Annotated in this window: 16 protein-coding genes; 14 read left to right on the top strand and 2 right to left on the bottom strand. The window is 40.1% G+C overall.

The window, feature by feature from the left end:
- From K8F54_RS07790 to K8F54_RS07805, 4 genes are all read left to right on the top strand, one after another.
- Positions 1-2,511: DUF4175 family protein (locus K8F54_RS07790; RefSeq protein WP_290789189.1), on the top strand; the 2,511-nt coding region annotated here is incomplete at its 5' end.
- The gene (gene ybeY, locus K8F54_RS07795; protein WP_290789191.1) at positions 2,504-2,920 is read left to right on the top strand and encodes an rRNA maturation RNase YbeY; all 417 of its coding nucleotides are present in this window, start codon (positions 2,504-2,506) and stop codon (positions 2,918-2,920) included. The genes K8F54_RS07790 and ybeY, both read left to right, overlap by 8 nt.
- Before the next feature lie 112 nt (positions 2,921-3,032).
- The gene (gene mnmG, locus K8F54_RS07800; protein ID WP_290789193.1) at positions 3,033-4,904 is read left to right on the top strand and encodes a tRNA uridine-5-carboxymethylaminomethyl(34) synthesis enzyme MnmG; all 1,872 of its coding nucleotides are present in this window, start codon (positions 3,033-3,035) and stop codon (positions 4,902-4,904) included.
- 37 nt (positions 4,905-4,941) lie between these two features.
- Positions 4,942-5,790: a class I SAM-dependent methyltransferase gene (locus tag K8F54_RS07805; protein WP_290789195.1), complete on the top strand. Its 849-nt coding sequence runs from the start codon at positions 4,942-4,944 to the stop codon at positions 5,788-5,790.
- 145 nt (positions 5,791-5,935) lie between these two features.
- On the opposite strand, the gene K8F54_RS07810 is transcribed toward K8F54_RS07805, so the two are convergent.
- A complete protein-coding gene (locus K8F54_RS07810) occupies positions 5,936-7,090 on the bottom strand; it encodes a DNA polymerase III subunit delta' (protein ID WP_290789197.1) in 1,155 nt (384 codons plus the stop codon).
- Positions 7,091-7,163: 73 nt separating this feature from the next.
- On the opposite strand from K8F54_RS07810, the gene K8F54_RS07815 reads away from it, so the two are divergent.
- The 3 genes from K8F54_RS07815 (at position 7,164) to K8F54_RS07825 (ending at position 11,089) form a co-directional block, all read left to right on the top strand.
- Entirely contained in the window at positions 7,164-8,351 is a 1,188-nt protein-coding gene (locus tag K8F54_RS07815) for a phosphoglycerate kinase (protein WP_290789199.1), read from the top strand.
- 188 nt (positions 8,352-8,539) lie between these two features.
- On the top strand, positions 8,540-10,087 hold the full coding sequence (locus K8F54_RS07820) for a lytic transglycosylase domain-containing protein (RefSeq protein WP_290789201.1): 1,548 nt from the start codon (positions 8,540-8,542) through the stop codon (positions 10,085-10,087).
- A 24-nt stretch (positions 10,088-10,111) separates the two neighbouring features.
- Positions 10,112-11,089: a DUF4837 family protein gene (locus tag K8F54_RS07825; protein ID WP_290789203.1), complete on the top strand. Its 978-nt coding sequence runs from the start codon at positions 10,112-10,114 to the stop codon at positions 11,087-11,089.
- Positions 11,090-11,149: 60 nt separating this feature from the next.
- Here K8F54_RS07825 and K8F54_RS07830 read toward each other — a convergent pair whose 3' ends face one another.
- On the bottom strand, positions 11,150-11,341 hold the full coding sequence (locus K8F54_RS07830; protein ID WP_290789205.1) for a twin-arginine translocase TatA/TatE family subunit: 192 nt from the start codon (positions 11,339-11,341) through the stop codon (positions 11,150-11,152).
- A gap of 116 nt (positions 11,342-11,457) precedes the next feature.
- On the opposite strand from K8F54_RS07830, the gene K8F54_RS07835 reads away from it, so the two are divergent.
- From K8F54_RS07835 to rfbC, 7 genes are read left to right on the top strand one after another with little or no spacing between them, the layout of a single operon-like run.
- Complete coding sequence (locus K8F54_RS07835) at positions 11,458-12,324, top strand: M23 family metallopeptidase (protein ID WP_290789207.1); 867 nt, start codon at positions 11,458-11,460, stop codon at positions 12,322-12,324.
- A 6-nt stretch (positions 12,325-12,330) separates the two neighbouring features.
- Positions 12,331-13,827 (top strand): GH3 auxin-responsive promoter family protein, encoded by a 1,497-nt coding sequence (locus tag K8F54_RS07840; protein ID WP_290789209.1) that lies wholly within the window; start codon positions 12,331-12,333, stop codon positions 13,825-13,827.
- A 24-nt stretch (positions 13,828-13,851) separates the two neighbouring features.
- Positions 13,852-15,516 carry a hypothetical protein gene (locus tag K8F54_RS07845; protein ID WP_290789210.1) on the top strand — a complete coding sequence of 555 codons (1,665 nt, stop codon included), beginning with the start codon at positions 13,852-13,854 and terminating at the stop codon, positions 15,514-15,516.
- Positions 15,517-15,522: 6 nt separating this feature from the next.
- Positions 15,523-16,500: a hypothetical protein gene (locus K8F54_RS07850; protein ID WP_290789212.1), complete on the top strand. Its 978-nt coding sequence runs from the start codon at positions 15,523-15,525 to the stop codon at positions 16,498-16,500.
- A 35-nt stretch (positions 16,501-16,535) separates the two neighbouring features.
- Positions 16,536-17,552: a dTDP-glucose 4,6-dehydratase gene (rfbB, locus tag K8F54_RS07855; RefSeq protein WP_290789214.1), complete on the top strand. Its 1,017-nt coding sequence runs from the start codon at positions 16,536-16,538 to the stop codon at positions 17,550-17,552.
- Complete coding sequence (rfbA, locus tag K8F54_RS07860; RefSeq protein WP_290789216.1) at positions 17,549-18,406, top strand: glucose-1-phosphate thymidylyltransferase RfbA; 858 nt, start codon at positions 17,549-17,551, stop codon at positions 18,404-18,406. The genes rfbB and rfbA overlap by 4 nt, the downstream gene beginning before the upstream one ends.
- 2 nt (positions 18,407-18,408) lie before the next feature.
- A complete protein-coding gene (rfbC, locus tag K8F54_RS07865; protein ID WP_290789218.1) occupies positions 18,409-18,954 on the top strand; it encodes a dTDP-4-dehydrorhamnose 3,5-epimerase in 546 nt (181 codons plus the stop codon).
- The last annotated feature ends 47 nt before the right edge of the window (positions 18,955-19,001 follow it).

Genomic DNA, 19,001 nt, shown 5'->3' on the forward strand with positions numbered 1-19,001 from the left:
GATGAGGTTCTAAAAAGCACAGGTAATGCGACCATTCCCGAGGGGACACAGGTACAGTGGCAGGTAGCCACAAAAAACACTACTGAGGTACAACTAAAGACAAAGGACACTGCTTATGTTTTTACGGCCAAGGATCAAAACTTTAGTTTGTCGAAAGGCATATACAATAAATTGGATTACGCCATTACTACCTCTAATACTAATCTCAAGGAATACGAGAATCTCTCCTTCACACTTGGGGTGATAAAGGATGAATTCCCCGAGATCGATGTACAGTCCAAACAGGATAGTACAGACAGTCAGCGGGTGTATTTTTTAGGCCGTGTAAGCGACGATTACGGGTTGACCAAATTGAGGTTGGTCTTTTATCCCGAAGGGGATGAAAATAAAAAACAAGTGGAACCCTTGCCCCTAAACAAGACGAATTTCGATCAGTTTGTGTTTAGCTTTCCGGGAAACCTTCAGCTTACCGATGGGGTAGTGTATGAATACTATTTTGAGGTTTTTGACAACGATGCTATTCACAAGTATAAATCGAGCAAATCGGGATTGTATTCTTTCAGAAAATTAACGCAGGATGAAAAGGAAAATGAACAACTTCAGCATCAGGAGAATTCGATAAAAGGGCTGGATAAGTCTCTGGAAAACTTAAAGGAGCAGGACAAAACCTTGGAAGAACTTTCCAAGATGCAGAAGGAAAAAAATGAATTGAACTGGAACGACAAAAAGAAACTGGAAAATTTCATCAAACGGCAGAAGCAGCAAGAAGAGATGATGAAGAATTTTTCAAAAGAGCTAAAGGAGAATTTAGAGAATTTTCAACCTGAGAATGAAGAAAACGACACCTTTAAGGAGCAATTGAAAGATCGACTGGATGAAAATGAAGAACAGCTAAAGGAAAACGAGAAACTGTTAGAAGAGCTGGAAAAGCTTCAGGAAAAGATTCAGAAGGAAGAGCTTACGGAAAAGCTGGAACAACTTTCGAAGCAGAACAAGAATCAGGAGAAAAACCTGGAAAAATTACTGGAGTTGACCAAGCGGTACTATGTTACCAAAAAGGCCGAAAAACTGGCAGAAGAAATCTTTAAATTAGGAGAAGAGCAGGAGAAATTGGGAGATGCTCCCGATGAAGAAAACACCAAGGAAAAGCAAGAAGCGCTCAATAAAAAGTTTGAAGAATACCAGCAGGAGATGAAAGATCTCAAAAAGGAAAACGAAGGTCTAAAAGAGCCTATGGATATTCCGCAGGATAAGAGCGGTGAGCAGGAGGTTGAGGAAGAACAGCAAAAGGCGACCGATAAATTACAGCAGCAAAATAAGAGCGGTGCTTCACAAAATCAGAAGAAGGCCGGAAAGAAGATGAAGCAAATGGGGAAGCAGATGCAGATGCAAATGCAAGCCGGTCAGATGGACTCCATTGAAGAGGATGTCGAAATGCTTCGGCAGATCCTTGATAATTTGGTGGTATTTTCCTTTGAACAGGAAAATTTGATGGAGGAATTCAAAAAGACAGAATACGGGAACCCGATTTTCGGAAAGAAATTAAACCTTCAAAACGACTTAAGACTTAATTTTCAGCATATAGACGACAGCTTGTTTACGCTTTCGTTACGACAGCCAATGATTAGTAATACTATCAACGAATCTTTGACCGAGGTGCAGTACAATATCGACAAATCCCTCGAGCGATTGGCTGAAAATCAGATTCGACATGGTATTTCCAGTCAACAGTATACAATTACAGGTGCCAATGAATTGGCTGTTTTGTTGAGCGAATTGTTGAACAATATGCAGAATCAAATGCAAATGTCGGGATCAGGGTCAGGATCGGGCAAAGGAAAAGGCAAGGGTGAAGGTAACGGAGAAGGTCAGGGATTTCAATTACCCGATATTATCGAAAAGCAGGAGAGTTTGAGTGAGAAGATGAAGGACGGTATGCAAAAAGGAAAGCAGGGTAAGGGTGGAAAAGAAGGCGAAGGTGAAGGAGAGGGCGAAGGTCAGGGAGACGGTGATGGAAGTGGTGATGGAAAGGGAAATAGTGGAGAAAACGGCAGAGACGGCGATTCGGATGGTCGCGAAGGGGATGGTGACAGCGAAGACATGAACGGCAAATTGTATGAAATTTATAAAGAGCAACAACAATTGCGACAGCAATTACAGGATAGATTAAGCAAGGAGGGTTTACAAGGAAAGGGCGGTGATCTGCTGCGCAAGATGGAAGATATTGAAAAGCAGCTGTTGGATAAGGGATTTAATCAGAGAACGCTTCAGAAGATGCTAAATTTAAAGTATGAATTATTAAAGTTGGACAAGGCCGATTTTGAGCAGGGGCAAGAAACCCGAAGGGAATCCCGTACCAATCGAAACAGCTATGAGAATACCCTGCGTTTGACCCCCGAAGAGGTTAAAAAATATTTTAATACAACCGAGATCCTAAACCGTGAAGCGCTACCTTTGCGTCCTGAATACAAAATAAAGGTGCAGACGTATTTTAAGAATAAGGATGATTGAGTTTTATTCTGAAATTGATTTCAATTTGTCAAATCCTGAATCCGTGTCAAAATGGATTAGGGGTATCATTGCTTCTGAAGGCTATGAAGTGGGTGATATCGCATATACTTTTTGTGATGATGACCAGCTACATAAGTTGAATGTAGAATTTCTGCATCACGACACGCTTACCGATATAATTAGCTTTGACTATACTACTGGAAAACAAATTCACGGGGAAATATTTATTTCTATTGATCGCGTTCAGGAAAATGCAACCGAGTTACATGTCCCTTTTGAAGAAGAATTACATCGTGTGATGATTCATGGGATACTTCATTATTGCGGATATAAGGATAAGTCGGATACTGAATTAGCCATCATGCGCGGCAAGGAAGAAGAGGCCTTGCAAACACGACCTATCGCCTAGCGTGCTGATATTCAGGTAAATACATATTTAACTCCCTGATATTAAGATATTTACATTATATTTGCAGCCCTAAAAATTAATTTAATGTTCCACGTGGAACATTTTGAAAGCTATGTTTGAAAAGGAATATGATGTTATTGTTGTAGGTGGTGGACACGCAGGCTCTGAGGCTGCCGCTGCCGCAGCGAATATGGGTTCAAAGACCCTGTTGATTACGATGAATCTTCAGAATATCGCGCAAATGTCGTGCAATCCTGCTATGGGAGGAATTGCAAAGGGGCAGATTGTACGTGAAATTGATGCCTTAGGGGGGTATAGCGGAATTGTTTCCGACAAGACAGCTATTCAATTTAAGATGCTCAACAAGTCAAAAGGGCCTGCCATGTGGAGCCCAAGAGTTCAGAGCGATCGGATGCGTTTTGCCGAAACATGGCGCCTAATGCTTGAACAGACGGAGAATCTTGATTTTTATCAAGAGATGGTTTCGGGAATTATGGTGGAAGGAGATCGTGTTGTGGGCGTTAAAACCTCGCTCGGATTGGCAGTTAGGGCAAAGTCTGTCATCCTTACAAATGGTACTTTTTTGAACGGATTGATCCATATAGGAGAAAAGCAATTTGGCGGTGGAAGAGCTGGTGAAAAAGCTGCAACCGGAATCACCAAGGATTTGGTAGACTTAGGATTTGATGCCGGGCGTATGAAAACCGGCACCCCTCCTAGAGTAGATGGAAGGTCATTGGATTTTTCTAAAATGATCATTCAACCCGGAGATGATAGTCCTGAAAAGTTTTCATACCTAGATATAACGCAACCCTTAAAGGAACAGCGGCCCTGTCATATGACCTATACAAGTTCGACAGTTCATGAGCTTTTAAAGGAAGGCTTTGATCGTTCCCCTATGTTCAATGGAGCAATCAAGAGTTTGGGCCCAAGGTATTGCCCCTCTATAGAAGATAAGATTAATCGTTTTGCGCATAAGGATAGACATCAACTCTTTGTAGAACCGGAAGGCTGGGACACGGTAGAGTATTATGTAAATGGCTTTTCAACCTCATTACCGGAGGATGTACAGTTTAAGGCCTTACGCCAAGTTGCCGGATTTGAAAATGTAAAATTTTTCCGCCCGGGTTATGCGATAGAATATGATTATTTTCCTCCAACTCAGCTAAAGCACACCTTAGAAACGAAATTAGTATCCGGTCTGTACTTTGCAGGACAGATCAACGGGACCACCGGTTATGAAGAGGCGGCATCGCAAGGGCTTATGGCTGGGATCAATGCGCATTTGAAGGTTTGTGCTAAAGATCCATTTATTTTAAAACGAAATGAAGCCTATATTGGGGTTTTGATAGATGATCTTATTACCAAAGGTACTGAAGAACCCTATAGAATGTTTACGTCAAGAGCCGAATACAGAACCTTGTTGCGACAGGACAATGCAGATTTTAGATTAACACCTAAATCGCATGCCATTGGGTTGGCCACTGAAGACCGACTGCGCAAGATGGACGAGAAGAAGGAAAAGTCGGATAATTTTGTTGCTTTTTTTAAGGAGACCAGTGTGACACCTGAGGTGATAAATCCGATTCTTGAAAACAAAGAATCGGCTCCGGTAGCGCAAAGCGACAAAATGTTTAAAATGTTTTCTCGGCCTAATATTACCATGGATGATATGCGAACCATAGATGATGTTGAACGCTATATTCAAGAACACCATTTAGATCATGAGGTCTTGCAACAGGCCGAAATCCAGGTTAAATATGCAGGATATATTCAGAAAGAAAAGAACAATGCGGACAAGCTGAATAGATTGGAAGGCATAAAAATCCCTGAAAATTTTGACTATAACAGACTCAAATCGCTTTCCTATGAGGCGAGGGAAAAACTCAGCACCATAAAACCTACAACGGTTTCACAGGCCTCAAGAATAAGTGGGGTGTCACCAAATGATATTTCAGTAATGCTTGTCTATATGGGGCGTTAGGTATATTGTTTCACGTGGAACAATTCAAATGTACACTTTGAAAAAAGATTCAGAATCAGTTTATCTTACCACCAAGGATTTTCTCGTCACAGGAGAATCCTTTGCCCTTTTGTACGATGAAGAAAAAGAAATGCTTCTAACTTCTCCACAGCCAAACGAGGCCGATCTTCCAATATATTATAAGAGCGAGGCGTATATTTCGCATACAGATGCGAACAAAGGGATTGTGGCTACACTGTATCAATGGGTAAAAAAATATTCACTTTCAAAAAAGCTACGTTTAATCACCGGTTTGAATAAGGGCGCCGGTACATTATTGGATATAGGTGCCGGCACCGGAGATTTTTTAAAACTAGCACAAGATTATAGTTGGATGGTTTCAGGCGTTGAAGTAAACAAGAGCGCCCGAAGTCTTTCAGAAAAAAAAGGAATTGTGCTTGCCGAAACTTTGAAATCTGTTTCCGGACAGCAATTTGATGTAGTAACCTTATGGCATGTATTGGAGCATCTTCCCAATTTGGAACGAACCCTTACCGAACTTGAAGCATTAGTGAAACCGGGTGGAGTGCTTATTATTGCCGTGCCTAATTTTAAATCTTTTGATGCGTCTTATTACAAGGAGTATTGGGCAGCTTATGACACGCCAAGACATTTATGGCATTTTTCAAGAAAAGCGATGCGGGGTTTATTTTCAGATTCGATGAAATTAATAAAAAGTAAACCCATGATCTTTGATTCGTTTTATGTGAGTCTGCTTTCTGAAAAATATAAAACAGGAAATGCATTTTCACTTAGAGCTTTGTTGGTTGGATTATGGTCAAACCTGTCGGCTTTGGGAACAAAAGAAAACTCCTCTTTGATCTATTGCTTTAAAAAAGCCAAATAAGGCCATATAAGCCGCCTAGCGTTTTAATTTCAATCTTCTCTAGGCCAAACCTTCGCAAAACAATAAAGACGCTTAAATCGGTTTATTTTGCATTGATTTATAATAAACGTAAACTATTATGAGAGCAGTATGACATAAGTAATGGCTATACTAGCTCGGGCTTATGTATAAGTCGCGTTAATTGAATGGACAGATCGGTAAAAATTATCTTTGCGTTTCCATTCCGCTCAATATGATATGAAGCATCGTCGAGGGCATCAATAATTTCAAAAATATTATTTTGATGTACAAAGGGGGCGAATTTTTCTATAGAAAAAGTAGGGTCGTTCGCATCAAAAAATAAAAGTGCATCTGCCTTATAGTTTTTGAGCAATCCTTGTCTGAATACCTCTATGCAAAATGATAAAAATTTCTTTTGGGTCTCGCGTCCTTGTCCTGCGATATGATCGCTCCATTCAAGTAGGTCATTGATTGCTTTTTTATTGCCCTTCGCCTTAAATGCGGTGCGCACCCATGAGACAAACCACTTTTCAAAAATGATATCGTCTCCGTCCTGGTGCATCAACTGCAAGGCTTTGTTGTAATCCCCATGGGCCTGCCGACTAATTTTCTTAGCTATATTGCGGGACATGGCATGTTTTTCAAAAAGCACGCTAGCAATCTCCTCTTCGGCAAGTCGTGGAAGGTGTAATTTTTGACATCGAGAACGAATGGTGGTAAGTATTTGTTCTTCGTTCTCTGTGAGTAGCAGCAGCACGGTTTTATCAGGTGGTTCCTCTACAATTTTAAGGATTTTGTTGGCGCATTCGGTATTCATTTTATCGGCCATCCAAATTATCATGATCTTATGACCTCCCTCATAGGCCTTGAGCGATAAGCGCTTCGAAATTTCTTCGGCTTCCTTAACACTGATGTTGCCTTGCTTATTTTCAATACCTAGATGCTGAAACCAGTCAAAAAGTGACCCGTAGGGATTTTCCAAAACGAATTTTCTCCATTCTTCTGAAAAAAGGGAAGACACCGGATTTTTTTTAACGTCGTCATTTGTGTTTACGGGATAGACAAAGTGAAGATCGGGATGCGATAATTTTGCCACTTTTCGCGCACAAAGGTCATATTCGGGACTATCCTTAGTGTATTGATGACACAGCAATTGACAAGCGTACGCAATTGCAAGGGGTAAAAGTCCGCTTCCGCTTCCGCCCACAAACAATTGAGCATGAGGAACACGCCCATTTTCTATCGTTTTTAGCAGGTGTGCTTTTAAATGTTTTTGTCCAATGATTTCAGAAAAATCCATATGCAAAACTACATAAATTTACTACGGAAAAAGAATTGCCAATCCTGTATATTTGCAGCAGAAATAAAATAGCATGAAAACAGTTAATGACTTTAATTTTCACAACAAGAGAGCGCTCATCCGGGTTGATTTTAACGTACCGTTGAACGATGCTTTCGAAGTGACAGACGCAACTCGAATCGAAGCCGCAATGCCTACCATCATCAAGATCTTGGAAGACGGCGGCAGTTGTGTGTTGATGTCGCATTTAGGACGGCCAAAAAACCGCGAAGCCGAATTTTCACTGGCGCATATTGTGAACAAAGCAAGTGAAATCTTCGGAGTTTCAGTACGGTTTGTTTCGGACTGTATAGGTGATGAAGTAACCGAAGCCGTGGCCAATTTACAGTCGGGTGAGATCTTATTATTGGAAAACCTTCGCTATTATGAAGCCGAAACCAAGGGAGACGTTGATTTTGCTGAAAAACTTTCAAAATTTGGGGATATCTATGTCAACGATGCCTTCGGAACCGCTCACAGAGCGCATGCTTCCACGGCCGTGATAGCCGATTTTTTCCCTGATCGCAAATGTTTCGGACTGTTATTGGCTTCAGAAATAGAGCATGTGAACAAGGTCCTTACCCATAGTGAAAAACCGGTAACTGCCGTAATTGGAGGTGCTAAGGTCTCTTCAAAAATTACCATTATAGAAAACATTCTCGATAAAATTGATCACCTAATTATTGGAGGCGGAATGGCATTCACCTTTATAAAAGCACAGGGAGGGAGCATTGGGAGTTCTTTGGTTGAAGACGACAAACAGGAGATGGCGCTTGCCATTTTGGATATGGCAAAGCAAAAGCAGGTGAAAGTACATCTTCCTGTGGACGCCATTATCGCAGATAGTTTCTCGGAGGAAGCGAATACCCAAATCTGCGCTATAGACCAAATCAAAGAAGGCTGGCTGGGTTTGGATACTGGACCGGCTACCAACCAACTTTTTTCGGAAGTGATCGCTGACTCGAAAACCATTTTGTGGAATGGACCCATAGGTGTTTTCGAAATGGACAAGTTTTCTGGTGGTACTATTTCATTGGGCAATGCGATTGTAAAAGCCACCGAAGGAGGAGCGTTTTCGTTAGTAGGAGGAGGAGATTCGGTCTCAGCGGCAAAGAAATTCAATCTGGATGAAAAAGTGAGCTACGTTTCAACAGGAGGCGGAGCGATGTTAGAGATGCTGGAAGGAAAGGTATTGCCTGGAATACAGGCAATTATGAATTAGAATTACAGATAAATACGCTTCGTAAAAGTGTTAAAAGTTTGTCTATTCCGGTCATTTAACTAATTTTATCAAAATTTACCCAATTAACCTACGTTTAGTTCAGTAGCGATCCGCCAATTAATAACGCTTGATTTGTCAAGTTGGTGGGCTTAAATTTTGAAGCTGAGCTATAAAAATGTTATAAACTGATGAAACAAAACTTAGTATTCTTTTTGCTTTTTTTTGGCGGTAGTCTTCTTTATGCCCAGGAAGGAAATACCCGTACAACGCTTAAACAAAAACAAATAACTTCGGTTGATTCAATTGCTGTTAAGGAAGTTTCGGGAGAAATACCTTTAACACAATTTGCGACACAGGTGAAGGACAGTTTGGTCTTTGATTTAGACGATTTGGACTTGGCCAGAGAGAAGGATAGCCTGTGGCTGGCCGATCTCTATCGATCTGAATTATTTGAAGAAGTATACGGTACCATTACAGAGCAGACCTATGAGCCGATTGAATACGAAGAATTGCCTACAGAAGTTCTGAAGCAACGCCTGGAAGAACTGAATGCCCGTACTCCGTTTAACGTTGAATACAACCCCTCTCTAGAAAGCGTTATCAAGCAATATCTTAAAAATCGGAGAAAAACCATGGGACGTTTAATGGCATTGAGCGATTATTACTTCCCTATGTTCGAAGAGGCCTTAGACAAACACAATCTCCCCCTGGAGTTAAAATATTTGGCCATTGTTGAATCGGCCCTAAACCCAAGAGCTAAATCGAGAGTAGGCGCCACCGGTCTTTGGCAGTTTATGTTCAATACCGGGAAGATGTATGGCTTGGATGTTAGTTCGTATGTAGATGAGCGTTCCGATCCAATTTTGGCAACCGAGGCAGCCTGTCAGTACCTAAAGAGCTTGTACAGTAGTTTGGGAGACTGGGACTTGGCATTGGCGGCGTACAATTCGGGACCCGGAAATGTTTCGAAAGCACTTAGAAGATCTGGAGGTTATACCAATTATTGGAATATTAGGCACCATCTTCCACGTGAAACGGCAGGTTATTTACCGGCATTCTTGGCTACCATGTACATTTTCGAATACGCAGAAGAACACGGCTTTGTTAGTAACGGAACAACAATTCCATACGTAGCAACCGATACCATTCGAGTAAAGAAGATGATTACACTTGAACAGGTTTCAAAAATCACAAATATCGATATCGAAGAACTTCAGTTTTTAAATCCGTCGTATAAGCTGGACATCATCCCAAGTGTAAAAGATGAGAACTATGTGTTGCGACTACCCTTAGACGGTCTAGGAAAATTTGTCGCCAATGAAGAAGCGATCTATGCCTATGCTGAAAAAGAATTGAATGAGCGAGAAAAACCACTACCGCAATTATTCGAGACCGCAAACCGCATCCGTTATCGGGTGAGAAGTGGTGATTATTTAGGGAAAATTGCAAATAAGTATGGCGTAACCGTGAGTCAGATAAAGCGCTGGAACGGCTTGCGAAGCAATAATTTGCGCGTGGGTCAGCGTCTTACCATTCACCCTCGAAATCCATCGGGAAGCAGCGCGAAGGTGGCAATTTCAGAAAACGCCAAGACCTATACTGTTAAAAGCGGGGATACCTTGTGGAGTATTTCAAAAAAGTTTCCGGGAGTTACGGTGGAGAATATAAAAATTTGGAACGATATTAGCGGTAGCAAATTAAAACCGGGAATGAAGCTGAAAGTTTCAAAAGGGTAACATTCCCTTCTAACACTCCATATAATGAAATCATTTAATCTGGTGATTGTTGCCGCATTCGTGCTTTTTTCATGCAATGAAACAGGGAAAAAGGACACTTCCTACTTGCCAAGCTCTTTGGGAAACATCAATAATTTACAGGTTATTACCACAAATGAAATGTGGAATGGCAATGTGGGTGAGGCCATAAGAGACATACTTGCAGCCCCGGCAGACGGGCTTCCTCAGGAGGAGCCGCTTTATGATATTAATCAAATGCCGCCGTCTACCTATACAGGATTTGCACGTAAGTATAGAATATTTTTACACCTTACCAAGGGAGCATCGGCACAATTCTCCATCAAGGAACACCCGTATGCAAAACCGCAAACCGGCGTTTTCATTACAGCACCTACTGAAGAAGAACTTATTGCCCTTCTTAAGGAACACCAGAAGGAAATTTTAACCGCTTTTCAGGCTTCAGAAATTTCAGAAAACCAAAGGAGAATTAAAATATCCCTAAAGAAAGATTTGGACTCATTGAAGCAGCGATTGGGTGTTAAGCTCAATATTCCCTCAGCCTATAGAACTGCAAGGGCGACCGACGAATTTTTTTGGATACGGAAAGATTTAAAATCGGGGAGTACCAATATAATTATCTATGAAGTACCGTTAAGCATGATAGGGACAGACTCTTCGGTGGTTGGAAACATAATAAAGATTAGAGACTCAATAGGCTCTAGCTATATGCCCGTAGAGGATGAAGGGTTATTTATTACTGAAGAAGCCTATGCTCCCTACTTATTCACTAGTGAAATAGACGGAAAGTTTGCCTATGAAACCAAGGGTACCTGGGAGGTTAAAGATAAATATATGGCGGGTCCTTTTCTGAATTATGCCATTCGGGATGAAGCCAATAACCGCTATTTGATCTTGGAAGGGTTTACGTACGCACCATCTGTCGCCAAGCGAAATCTTCAATTTGAACTTGAGGCTATATTAAAATCTGCTAAATTAGAGTAAGAAAATAAAAGGCCTGCTATTTCAACAATAGCAGGCTCTTTTCAAATATTAAAATCGATCTTATTTAGGATCGTCAATTTTTTTGTCTTCCTTTTTATCTTCTTTGGACGCATCTTTAAATTCTTTGATGCCACTTCCCAGTCCGCGCATTAATTCGGGAATCTTTCTGCCGCCAAACAACAAAAGAACAATCACAACAATAAGGGCAATTTGCCATGGGCCAATCGCTAAGGGTATAAATAGTGCACTCATTTCTCAAAAATTTATATTACAAAGGTAACAAGAATTACTTACATAGAACGTTTTACAATTAACTTTAGCATCGAACCATAGAGTTTATTTTATATTTGTATTCTTAACGACCCCCGATGGCAGAAAAAGAAAAAAGAGCTAAAAAAATAAGAAAGAAGTTACTGCATAAGTATCGTTTGGTGGTTCTTAATGAAGACACCTTTGAAGAGCGTTTTTCTTTTAAACTGAATCGATTGAACGTTTTTGTTTTCAGCACCGTATTTGCTGTTTTTTTAATTACCGTAACCACTGTGATTATTGCTTTTACACCGCTTCGGGAGTATATTCCGGGGTATTCGTCCACGGCCTTGAAACTGAAAGCAACCGAACTGACCTTTAAAACTGACTCGCTACAGCAGGTTATAAATGTAAACGAACAATACCTTGCCTCCATCCGAAAAGTGCTTACAGGGGATGTAAAAACGGTAGTGTTCAACAAGGATTCGATCATTGAAGCAGCCAAGGTCGATTTTTCTAAGTTAAACCTCGCGGCATCTAAACAGGATTCTATTTTACGAGAACGCGTACAACAAGAGGATAAATATAATCCATTAACAGGCCCTGCCGAAGTAAGTTTTGTGTTGTTTGCACCTGTTAAAGGAACCATTTCTGAAGGATATAACCCTAAGGAAAAGCACTTTGCTGTTGATATAGTCACTGTTAAGGATGCTCCTGTAAAGGCAACCGCAGACGGAACCATTATTTTTGCTGAATGGACTGCAGATACCGGATATGTCGTAATCATCGAGCATGCCAACAACCTTATTTCGGTGTATAAACACAATGCGTCCCTTAGCAAGGAGCAAGGAGAATTGGTCAAAGCCGGGGAAGTTGTGGCTACCGCTGGAAACACAGGTGATCTTTCAACAGGGCCTCACCTTCATTTTGAATTGTGGAGAGATGGGTACCCTATCAATCCCACCAACTTCATCGATTTTGATTAGTAGGCTATGTCGATAAAATCCTTTGCAGCAAATATTTTCGCAAAAGTAGTAGTAGCCCGTACTCAGAAATGGGCTTCACAACCTGAGCTTACCCAACAACGCGTATTTGCTAGCCTAATCGCATTAGCAAAAGAAACACAATTTGGAAAAGACCACTATTTTGAATCAATCAAGACCTTTCAAGATTTTGCTAACCAGGTTCCCGTTAGAGATTATGAAGCTTTAAAACCCTATGTGGAGAAAGTAGTCAACGGGGAGGCCAATATTTTATGGCCGGGAAAACCCCTTTATTTTGCGAAAACTTCCGGGACTACAAGTGGCGCCAAATACATTCCCCTTACAAAGGCATCATTACCATATCATATGACTGCTGCCAGAGATGCTATTTTATTTTATATTCATGAGACCGGAAAATCTGACTTTGTCGACGGGAAAATGATCTTTTTACAAGGGAGTCCGAAACTAGAAGAGAAGCATGGGATTCAATTAGGTCGGTTGTCGGGGATTGTTGCTCATTACGTCCCGGGATACCTTCAGAAAAATAGATTACCTTCTTTTAAGACCAATTGTATAGAAGACTGGGAAACCAAGGTTGATGCCATTGTTGACGAAACGATTGGTGAAAATATGACCGTTATTAGTGGAATTCCATCTTGGGTACAAATGTATTTTGAACGATTGCAAGAAGCCTCGGGGAAGCGCGTAGGTGAACTGTTCCAAAATTTTAAACTGTTTATTTACGGTGGGGTGAATTTCGAGCCGTATCGCGCTAAATTTGACGCATTAATTGGAAGGAAAGTAGACAGTATCGAACTTTTTCCTGCAAGCGAAGGATTTTTTGCCTTTCAGGATAAGCAGAGTGAAAAGGGAATGTTATTATTGTTGAATTCCGGGATTTTTTACGAATTCATTGAAGCCGATCGATTTTTCGAAACAACCCCTCCCAGAGTAACTATTGGAGAAGTAAAGACTGGGGTGAATTATGTGATGATTATTTCGACCAATGCAGGACTGTGGGCTTATAATGTAGGCGATACGATTCAGTTTACGCATACGAACCCCTATCGAATTATTGTTTCGGGAAGGATCAAGCACTTTATTTCGGCTTTTGGTGAACACGTAATTGGCAAGGAAGTAGAACAGGCGATGCAAGAAGCGATGGCAATGCATAAGTTTTCAATTTCCGAATTTACCGTTGCCCCTCAGATGCACCCCAAGGAGGGAACATTGCCGTATCATGAATGGCTGATCGAATTTGAACAAGAACCGGAAGATCTTCGGCAGGTTGCAGCAGTCTTAGATGCAGCTATGCAGCAGCAAAACACCTATTATTTCGACTTGATAAAGGGGAAAGTCCTTCAGCCATTACAAATTACGTCCCTGCAAAAAGAAAGCTTTAATAAATATATGAAAATGGAAGGGAAACTAGGGGGTCAAAACAAAACACCACGCCTTTCGAATGACCGTAAAATTGCCGATGCCCTGATCAAAATGCAAGCTTAAAATTACCTTATATTTGCAGCAGGTATGAATAAATTGAAATCACATTCCAGAACACGAGCTCAAGAAAGTTCGGGAGCCATAGAGAGGCTCTATATTACCATGCGACATCTTTTCAATCGGGGCTACTACAAGCCTATGGGAGTTTCGGGGGAGACGCTTCGTGAGGCGTTATTTATTCTAAGGCCCGAGATCTACGGCTCTATTGCTGAAGAAAAGATTGAATTGCAGGGCCTTTTGTATGTTATGGACAGGTTGCCCTACGGGATAGAGGAATGCAGATTTGTAAACCTTACCAGTGATGAAGGCTATAAAAACTCACATTTTAAGGTAATTATCCCTGAAAAAAGACGGAGAAACTGTTATCGGATTGATTCGGAACAGATGAATATTGAAATAACCCGAGGGCGGTCCGAGATTTATGATATTTTAACGCATTTGACCTTTCTGTATATCGAATCTCACAAGATCATGAAACAGGTCTTGATCAATGAGAAGGGCGATGTAATACGAGATTGGAAAAAACTCGAAGAAGCGGTGCTTAAGGAAGGGACATTAACGCAGAATGAGAAAGAAACAGCGCTAACACATACCGCTAATTTCTTGGGGCGAACGTTTGAAGAAGTATCCGAGATTTACCCTCAATTTGCTGTTCCGGAAGATGAGGATCGATTTTTAAGTATTATCTATTATTTAGGCAAGTATGCCATCGAGGAAATAATAGACGACAATAAACGAATTATAACATTTAGTCCGGTACTTCGGGAGCGTCTGGGACATCATATTCACGGGGAGCGATGGGCGCTAAAAATTAAACAAACGCTGGATGAAAAAGGGTTTTTAAGTCGGCCCTTACATATCATCAGTGCAAATATGCACAGTGTTATGAATAGTCTGTATGCCCCTACTGCGCTTGCGGCGGAATTTAAGAAAAGCAAACCACTGGCTGTTTTTGAAGCACTGAGCAAACCGATAAACGCTAAATTAAGAGAAAAAGTTACTAAAGTGGCTTTACAAATGGGGATGACGTATGTTGAAGATACCAGTGGCACCAACACCCATGTTCAAATATTTGACACAAGTAAACTGCCGGGAATTTCAGAAAAGGAGGTGACTCCACCTGTAATTATTGTGATGGATTATGCTTTTGGCGAACAGGCCTATGAAAGTATGGATGAACTTTTAAAACCGTACGAAATCAACAACAAACGTCATTTGTTAAACGTTATATCTGTCTCTATTATGGGGAAGGCGGGTATTCTGGAAGGCGGAAAAGGGGATATTATGATTCCTTCGGCCCATGTTTTTGAAGGTACCGCCGATAATTATCCTTTTAAGAATAAACTGAAGAAAGCAGATTTTAAAGAGGATGATGTAAAGGTGTGCACCGGGACCATGATTACTGTGCTAGGCACCTCTCTTCAGAATAGAGATATTTTGAAGTTTTTTCACAATTCAACATGGAATGTGATTGGACTCGAAATGGAAGGTGCTCATTATCAAAAAGCGATTCAGGCCGCGTCGAAGATTAGAAACAGTATAAGTGCTAAAGTGGAGGTGCGATATGCATATTATGCTTCGGATAACCCTTTAGAAACAGGAAGTACATTGGCTTCCGGGGGGCTGGGGACTACAGGGGTAAAACCAACCTATGTAATTACCGAAAAAATATTAAAACAGATTTTAAATTAAATAACCATGGACAATAGAAGCACGAACGAAGAAATAGATCTAGTATATCTATTCAAAAAGGGTAATGAAATATTTAGGAAATTTTTAATTGGGGCGTATAATTTTATTTTATTACTAATTAGAAATTGGATAGTCATTTTCTCTTTAATAATCATAGGAGTCATTCTAGGATATTACGGACAAAAAGACTTTCAGAGTTCCAAATCTTCAGAAGCAATAGTTAGGGTTAATTTTAATTTAGGGAGCTATGTTTATAACTCAGTCGAATTGCTTAATGACAAAATAAATAATCGAGATTCCATTTTCCTTAAAGAATTTGGGCTCTGGGAAGGACAACCGCTAATCAAAAAGCTAGAAATTACGCCAATAATTAGCTTTAATGAACTTGTTGAAAATTATGGGAATAACAACAAGACTTTTGAAATACTACTTGATAAGTATGAATTTGAAGGCGACGATTCTGCTAGCAAGGTATTTAATTTTGAATATAAACTCCATCGAATAAATTTAAAACTATCAAATAATGCCACACCAAAAACTATAAATAATCTCTTAGGATATTTTAATACGAATGATTTATTGAGCAATTTCAAAGTTGACGCCATAGAGATTAATAAGAAATTTTTAGAAGCTAATCTAAAATCAATTGAATTAATAGATAAGCTTTTTCTAAACTACTCTGAACAACAAATAACAAATAGTGTATCTAATCAAGTTGTACTCGATAAAGATTTATCGGGGTTAGTTGAAAAAAAGAATTACTTGCTGGATTTAAACATTAGTTTACAGTACGATATTGCACTTTCAGAGGATATTACTGTATTAATTAATAGACCCGAATTAATCGAGGAAAAGCCAGGCACTCTAGGAAACAAAATGTTGAGGTATCCAATATTTTTAGTACTTATCTTTATAGTAACGTTGTATTTAAGAAAGTGGTTTTTTACGGCGCAGCAAATGGCGAAAGAAGCAGCAGAAAAATAATAATAAATTTAATTAGACGTGACTAAAAATAAATTTTGAATAACAACAATGTCTTAATTACCGGGGGCGCAGGCTTTATAGGCTCCAATTATGTAGCCTATATATTAGAACAGACAACAGATAAGATAGTTGTGCTGGACAAGCTCACTTATGCCGGAGATGAACGAAATTTGGCATCGATTTCGGGTCATAAGAACTATTCCTTTGTCAAAGGGGATATTTGCGACGAAGCTTTGGTGGTTTCGCTTTTCAAGGAGCATCAATTTTCAAAAGTGGTACATTTTGCCGCCGAATCGCATGTGGATAATTCTATTACAGGTCCTGCCGCCTTTATCCAAACCAACATTGTTGGAACGTTTAATTTATTGCAAAGCGCCTATAAAACCTGGATGGATGGTCCTAATAAATTAAAGGAATCATTTAAATCGGCTCGTTTTTTACATGTTTCTACCGATGAGGTCTATGGAACCTTGGGTGAGACAGGTTTATTCACCGAAACAACTCCCTATGCGCCTAACAGTCCGTACAGCGCTTCAAAGGCATCTTCCGATTTTATTGTTCGATCTTATTTCCACACCTATGGATTGCCGGTGGTAACGACCAACTGTTCGAATAACTACGGTCCAAATCAGCACAAGGAGAAATTAATCCCAACGATTATTCGGAAGGCTATTTCCGGGGCGCCCATACCTATCTATGGGGATGGAAAGAACGTAAGGGACTGGCTATACGTAAAGGATCATTGCATAGGGATTAAATTAGCTATTGATTCAGGTAAAATAGGTGAGACCTATAATATTGGAGGAAATAATGAGCGGAACAATTTATATATTGCTCACGCCATTTGTGAGTTGCTAGACGAATTAAAGCCGAAACAGGGCTCATACAAAGAGCAAATTACTTTTGTACAAGATCGGCCGGGGCATGATTTCAGATATGCTATTGATGCGTCAAAAATTGAAGGAAAGTTGGGTTGGAAGGCTGAAGAAAATTTTGAAACAGGAATTCAAAAAACAATTCGGTGGTATTTAAATAACACAGATAGATTATGAAGGGAATTATACTGGCCGGAGGGTCTGGCACTAGATTACATCCTATTACTTTGGCTGTTAGCAAACAGTTGATGCCGGTATATGATAAACCCATGATTTATTATCCCTTGTCGACCTTGCTCTATGCGGGGATTCGCGAAATATTAATCATTTCCACCCCTCAGGACTTACCATTATTTAAAGAATTGTTAGGAGATGGAAAAAAGTTAGGGTGTGATTTCCAGTATGCTATTCAAGAACACCCCAATGGATTGGCAGAAGCTTTTATTATTGGAAAGGAATTTATCGGCCAGGAGAAAGTTGCATTGATACTTGGGGATAATATCTTTTACGGATCCGGACTTAAAGAATTACTGCAGTCAAACAACGATCCGGATGGGGGAATCATCTATGCCTACCACGTACTCGACCCAGAACGATATGGTGTGGTATCTTTTGATAAAAGCGGAAAAGCACTTTCTATTGAAGAAAAACCGAAACACCCAAAATCGAACTATGCGGTGCCGGGTATTTATTTTTATGACAATAGTGTAGTTGAAATTGCTTCAAATATTAAACCAAGTGACCGAGGTGAACTCGAAATTACCGATATCAATAATGCCTATTTACAACAGGGAAAACTTCGCGTAAGTATTTTGGACAAAGGAACCGCTTGGTTGGATACCGGAACCTTTGCTTCGCTCATGCAGGCAGCACAATTTGTTGAAGTTATTGAAGAAAGACAAGGCTTAAAAATTGGCTCGATCGAAGAAGCTGCATACGAAATGGGATATATTTCGAAACAACAATTAATTGCACTAGCCCAACCCTTGCTAAAAAGCGGTTATGGAAAACATTTACTTCAATTAGATTAGCCTTGGAAATTCAGAAAACCCCCTTATTAGATTGTTTTATTGTAAAACCGAATGTATTTACCGACGAGCGCGGTATTTTTTGTGAAACATTCAACAAACGAGCATTTGTAGAAATGACCGGAATTGAGGTTGACTTTGTACAAGACAATCAATCCATTTCAACATATGGAGTGTTACGAGGACTTCATTTTCAAAAGGGTCCTATGGCGCAAGCTAAATTGGTAAGAGTGATTAAAGGAAGGGTGTTAGATATTGTGGTGGACCTGCGGAAAGAGTCACCCACATTTGGGAAACACTATTCTCTTGTACTGGATGATGAAAATCACAAGCAATTGTTCGTCCCAAGAGGATTTGCACATGGTTTCGTCACCCTGTCCAAGGAATCCATATTTGCTTATAAATGTGATAATTATTACGATAGGGCTTCAGAAGGAGGAATTATTTATAATGACGCAACCTTAGCGATTGATTGGCATCTTCCGAAGGAAGAATTGTTAATTTCAGAAAAAGATCTACTCCTTCCTACATTTAAGGAAGCTATTGCATGAAAAAAGTACTTGTTACAGGAGCAGCCGGGCAGTTGGGCAGATGTATT

Source organism: Altibacter sp. (assembly GCF_019913785.1).
GTDB lineage: Bacteria > Bacteroidota > Bacteroidia > Flavobacteriales > Flavobacteriaceae > Altibacter.

What these genes read in the sequence shown, in the direction of transcription:
- K8F54_RS07815 (WP_290789199.1), top strand. Translation starts at nt 7,164, where the DNA reads ATGAAAACAGTTAATGACTTTAATTTTCACAACAAGAGAGCGCTCATC.
- ybeY (WP_290789191.1), top strand. Translation starts at nt 2,504, where the DNA reads ATGATTGAGTTTTATTCTGAAATTGATTTCAATTTGTCAAATCCTGAA.
- K8F54_RS07850 (WP_290789212.1), top strand. Translation starts at nt 15,523, where the DNA reads ATGGACAATAGAAGCACGAACGAAGAAATAGATCTAGTATATCTATTC.
- K8F54_RS07820 (WP_290789201.1), top strand. Translation starts at nt 8,540, where the DNA reads ATGAAACAAAACTTAGTATTCTTTTTGCTTTTTTTTGGCGGTAGTCTT.
- K8F54_RS07840 (WP_290789209.1), top strand. Translation starts at nt 12,331, where the DNA reads ATGTCGATAAAATCCTTTGCAGCAAATATTTTCGCAAAAGTAGTAGTA.
- K8F54_RS07830 (WP_290789205.1), bottom strand. Translation starts at nt 11,341, where the DNA reads ATGAGTGCACTATTTATACCCTTAGCGATTGGCCCATGGCAAATTGCC.
- K8F54_RS07825 (WP_290789203.1), top strand. Translation starts at nt 10,112, where the DNA reads ATGAAATCATTTAATCTGGTGATTGTTGCCGCATTCGTGCTTTTTTCA.
- rfbA (WP_290789216.1), top strand. Translation starts at nt 17,549, where the DNA reads ATGAAGGGAATTATACTGGCCGGAGGGTCTGGCACTAGATTACATCCT.
- K8F54_RS07845 (WP_290789210.1), top strand. Translation starts at nt 13,852, where the DNA reads ATGAATAAATTGAAATCACATTCCAGAACACGAGCTCAAGAAAGTTCG.
- K8F54_RS07835 (WP_290789207.1), top strand. Translation starts at nt 11,458, where the DNA reads ATGGCAGAAAAAGAAAAAAGAGCTAAAAAAATAAGAAAGAAGTTACTG.
- mnmG (WP_290789193.1), top strand. Translation starts at nt 3,033, where the DNA reads ATGTTTGAAAAGGAATATGATGTTATTGTTGTAGGTGGTGGACACGCA.
- K8F54_RS07810 (WP_290789197.1), bottom strand. Translation starts at nt 7,090, where the DNA reads ATGGATTTTTCTGAAATCATTGGACAAAAACATTTAAAAGCACACCTG.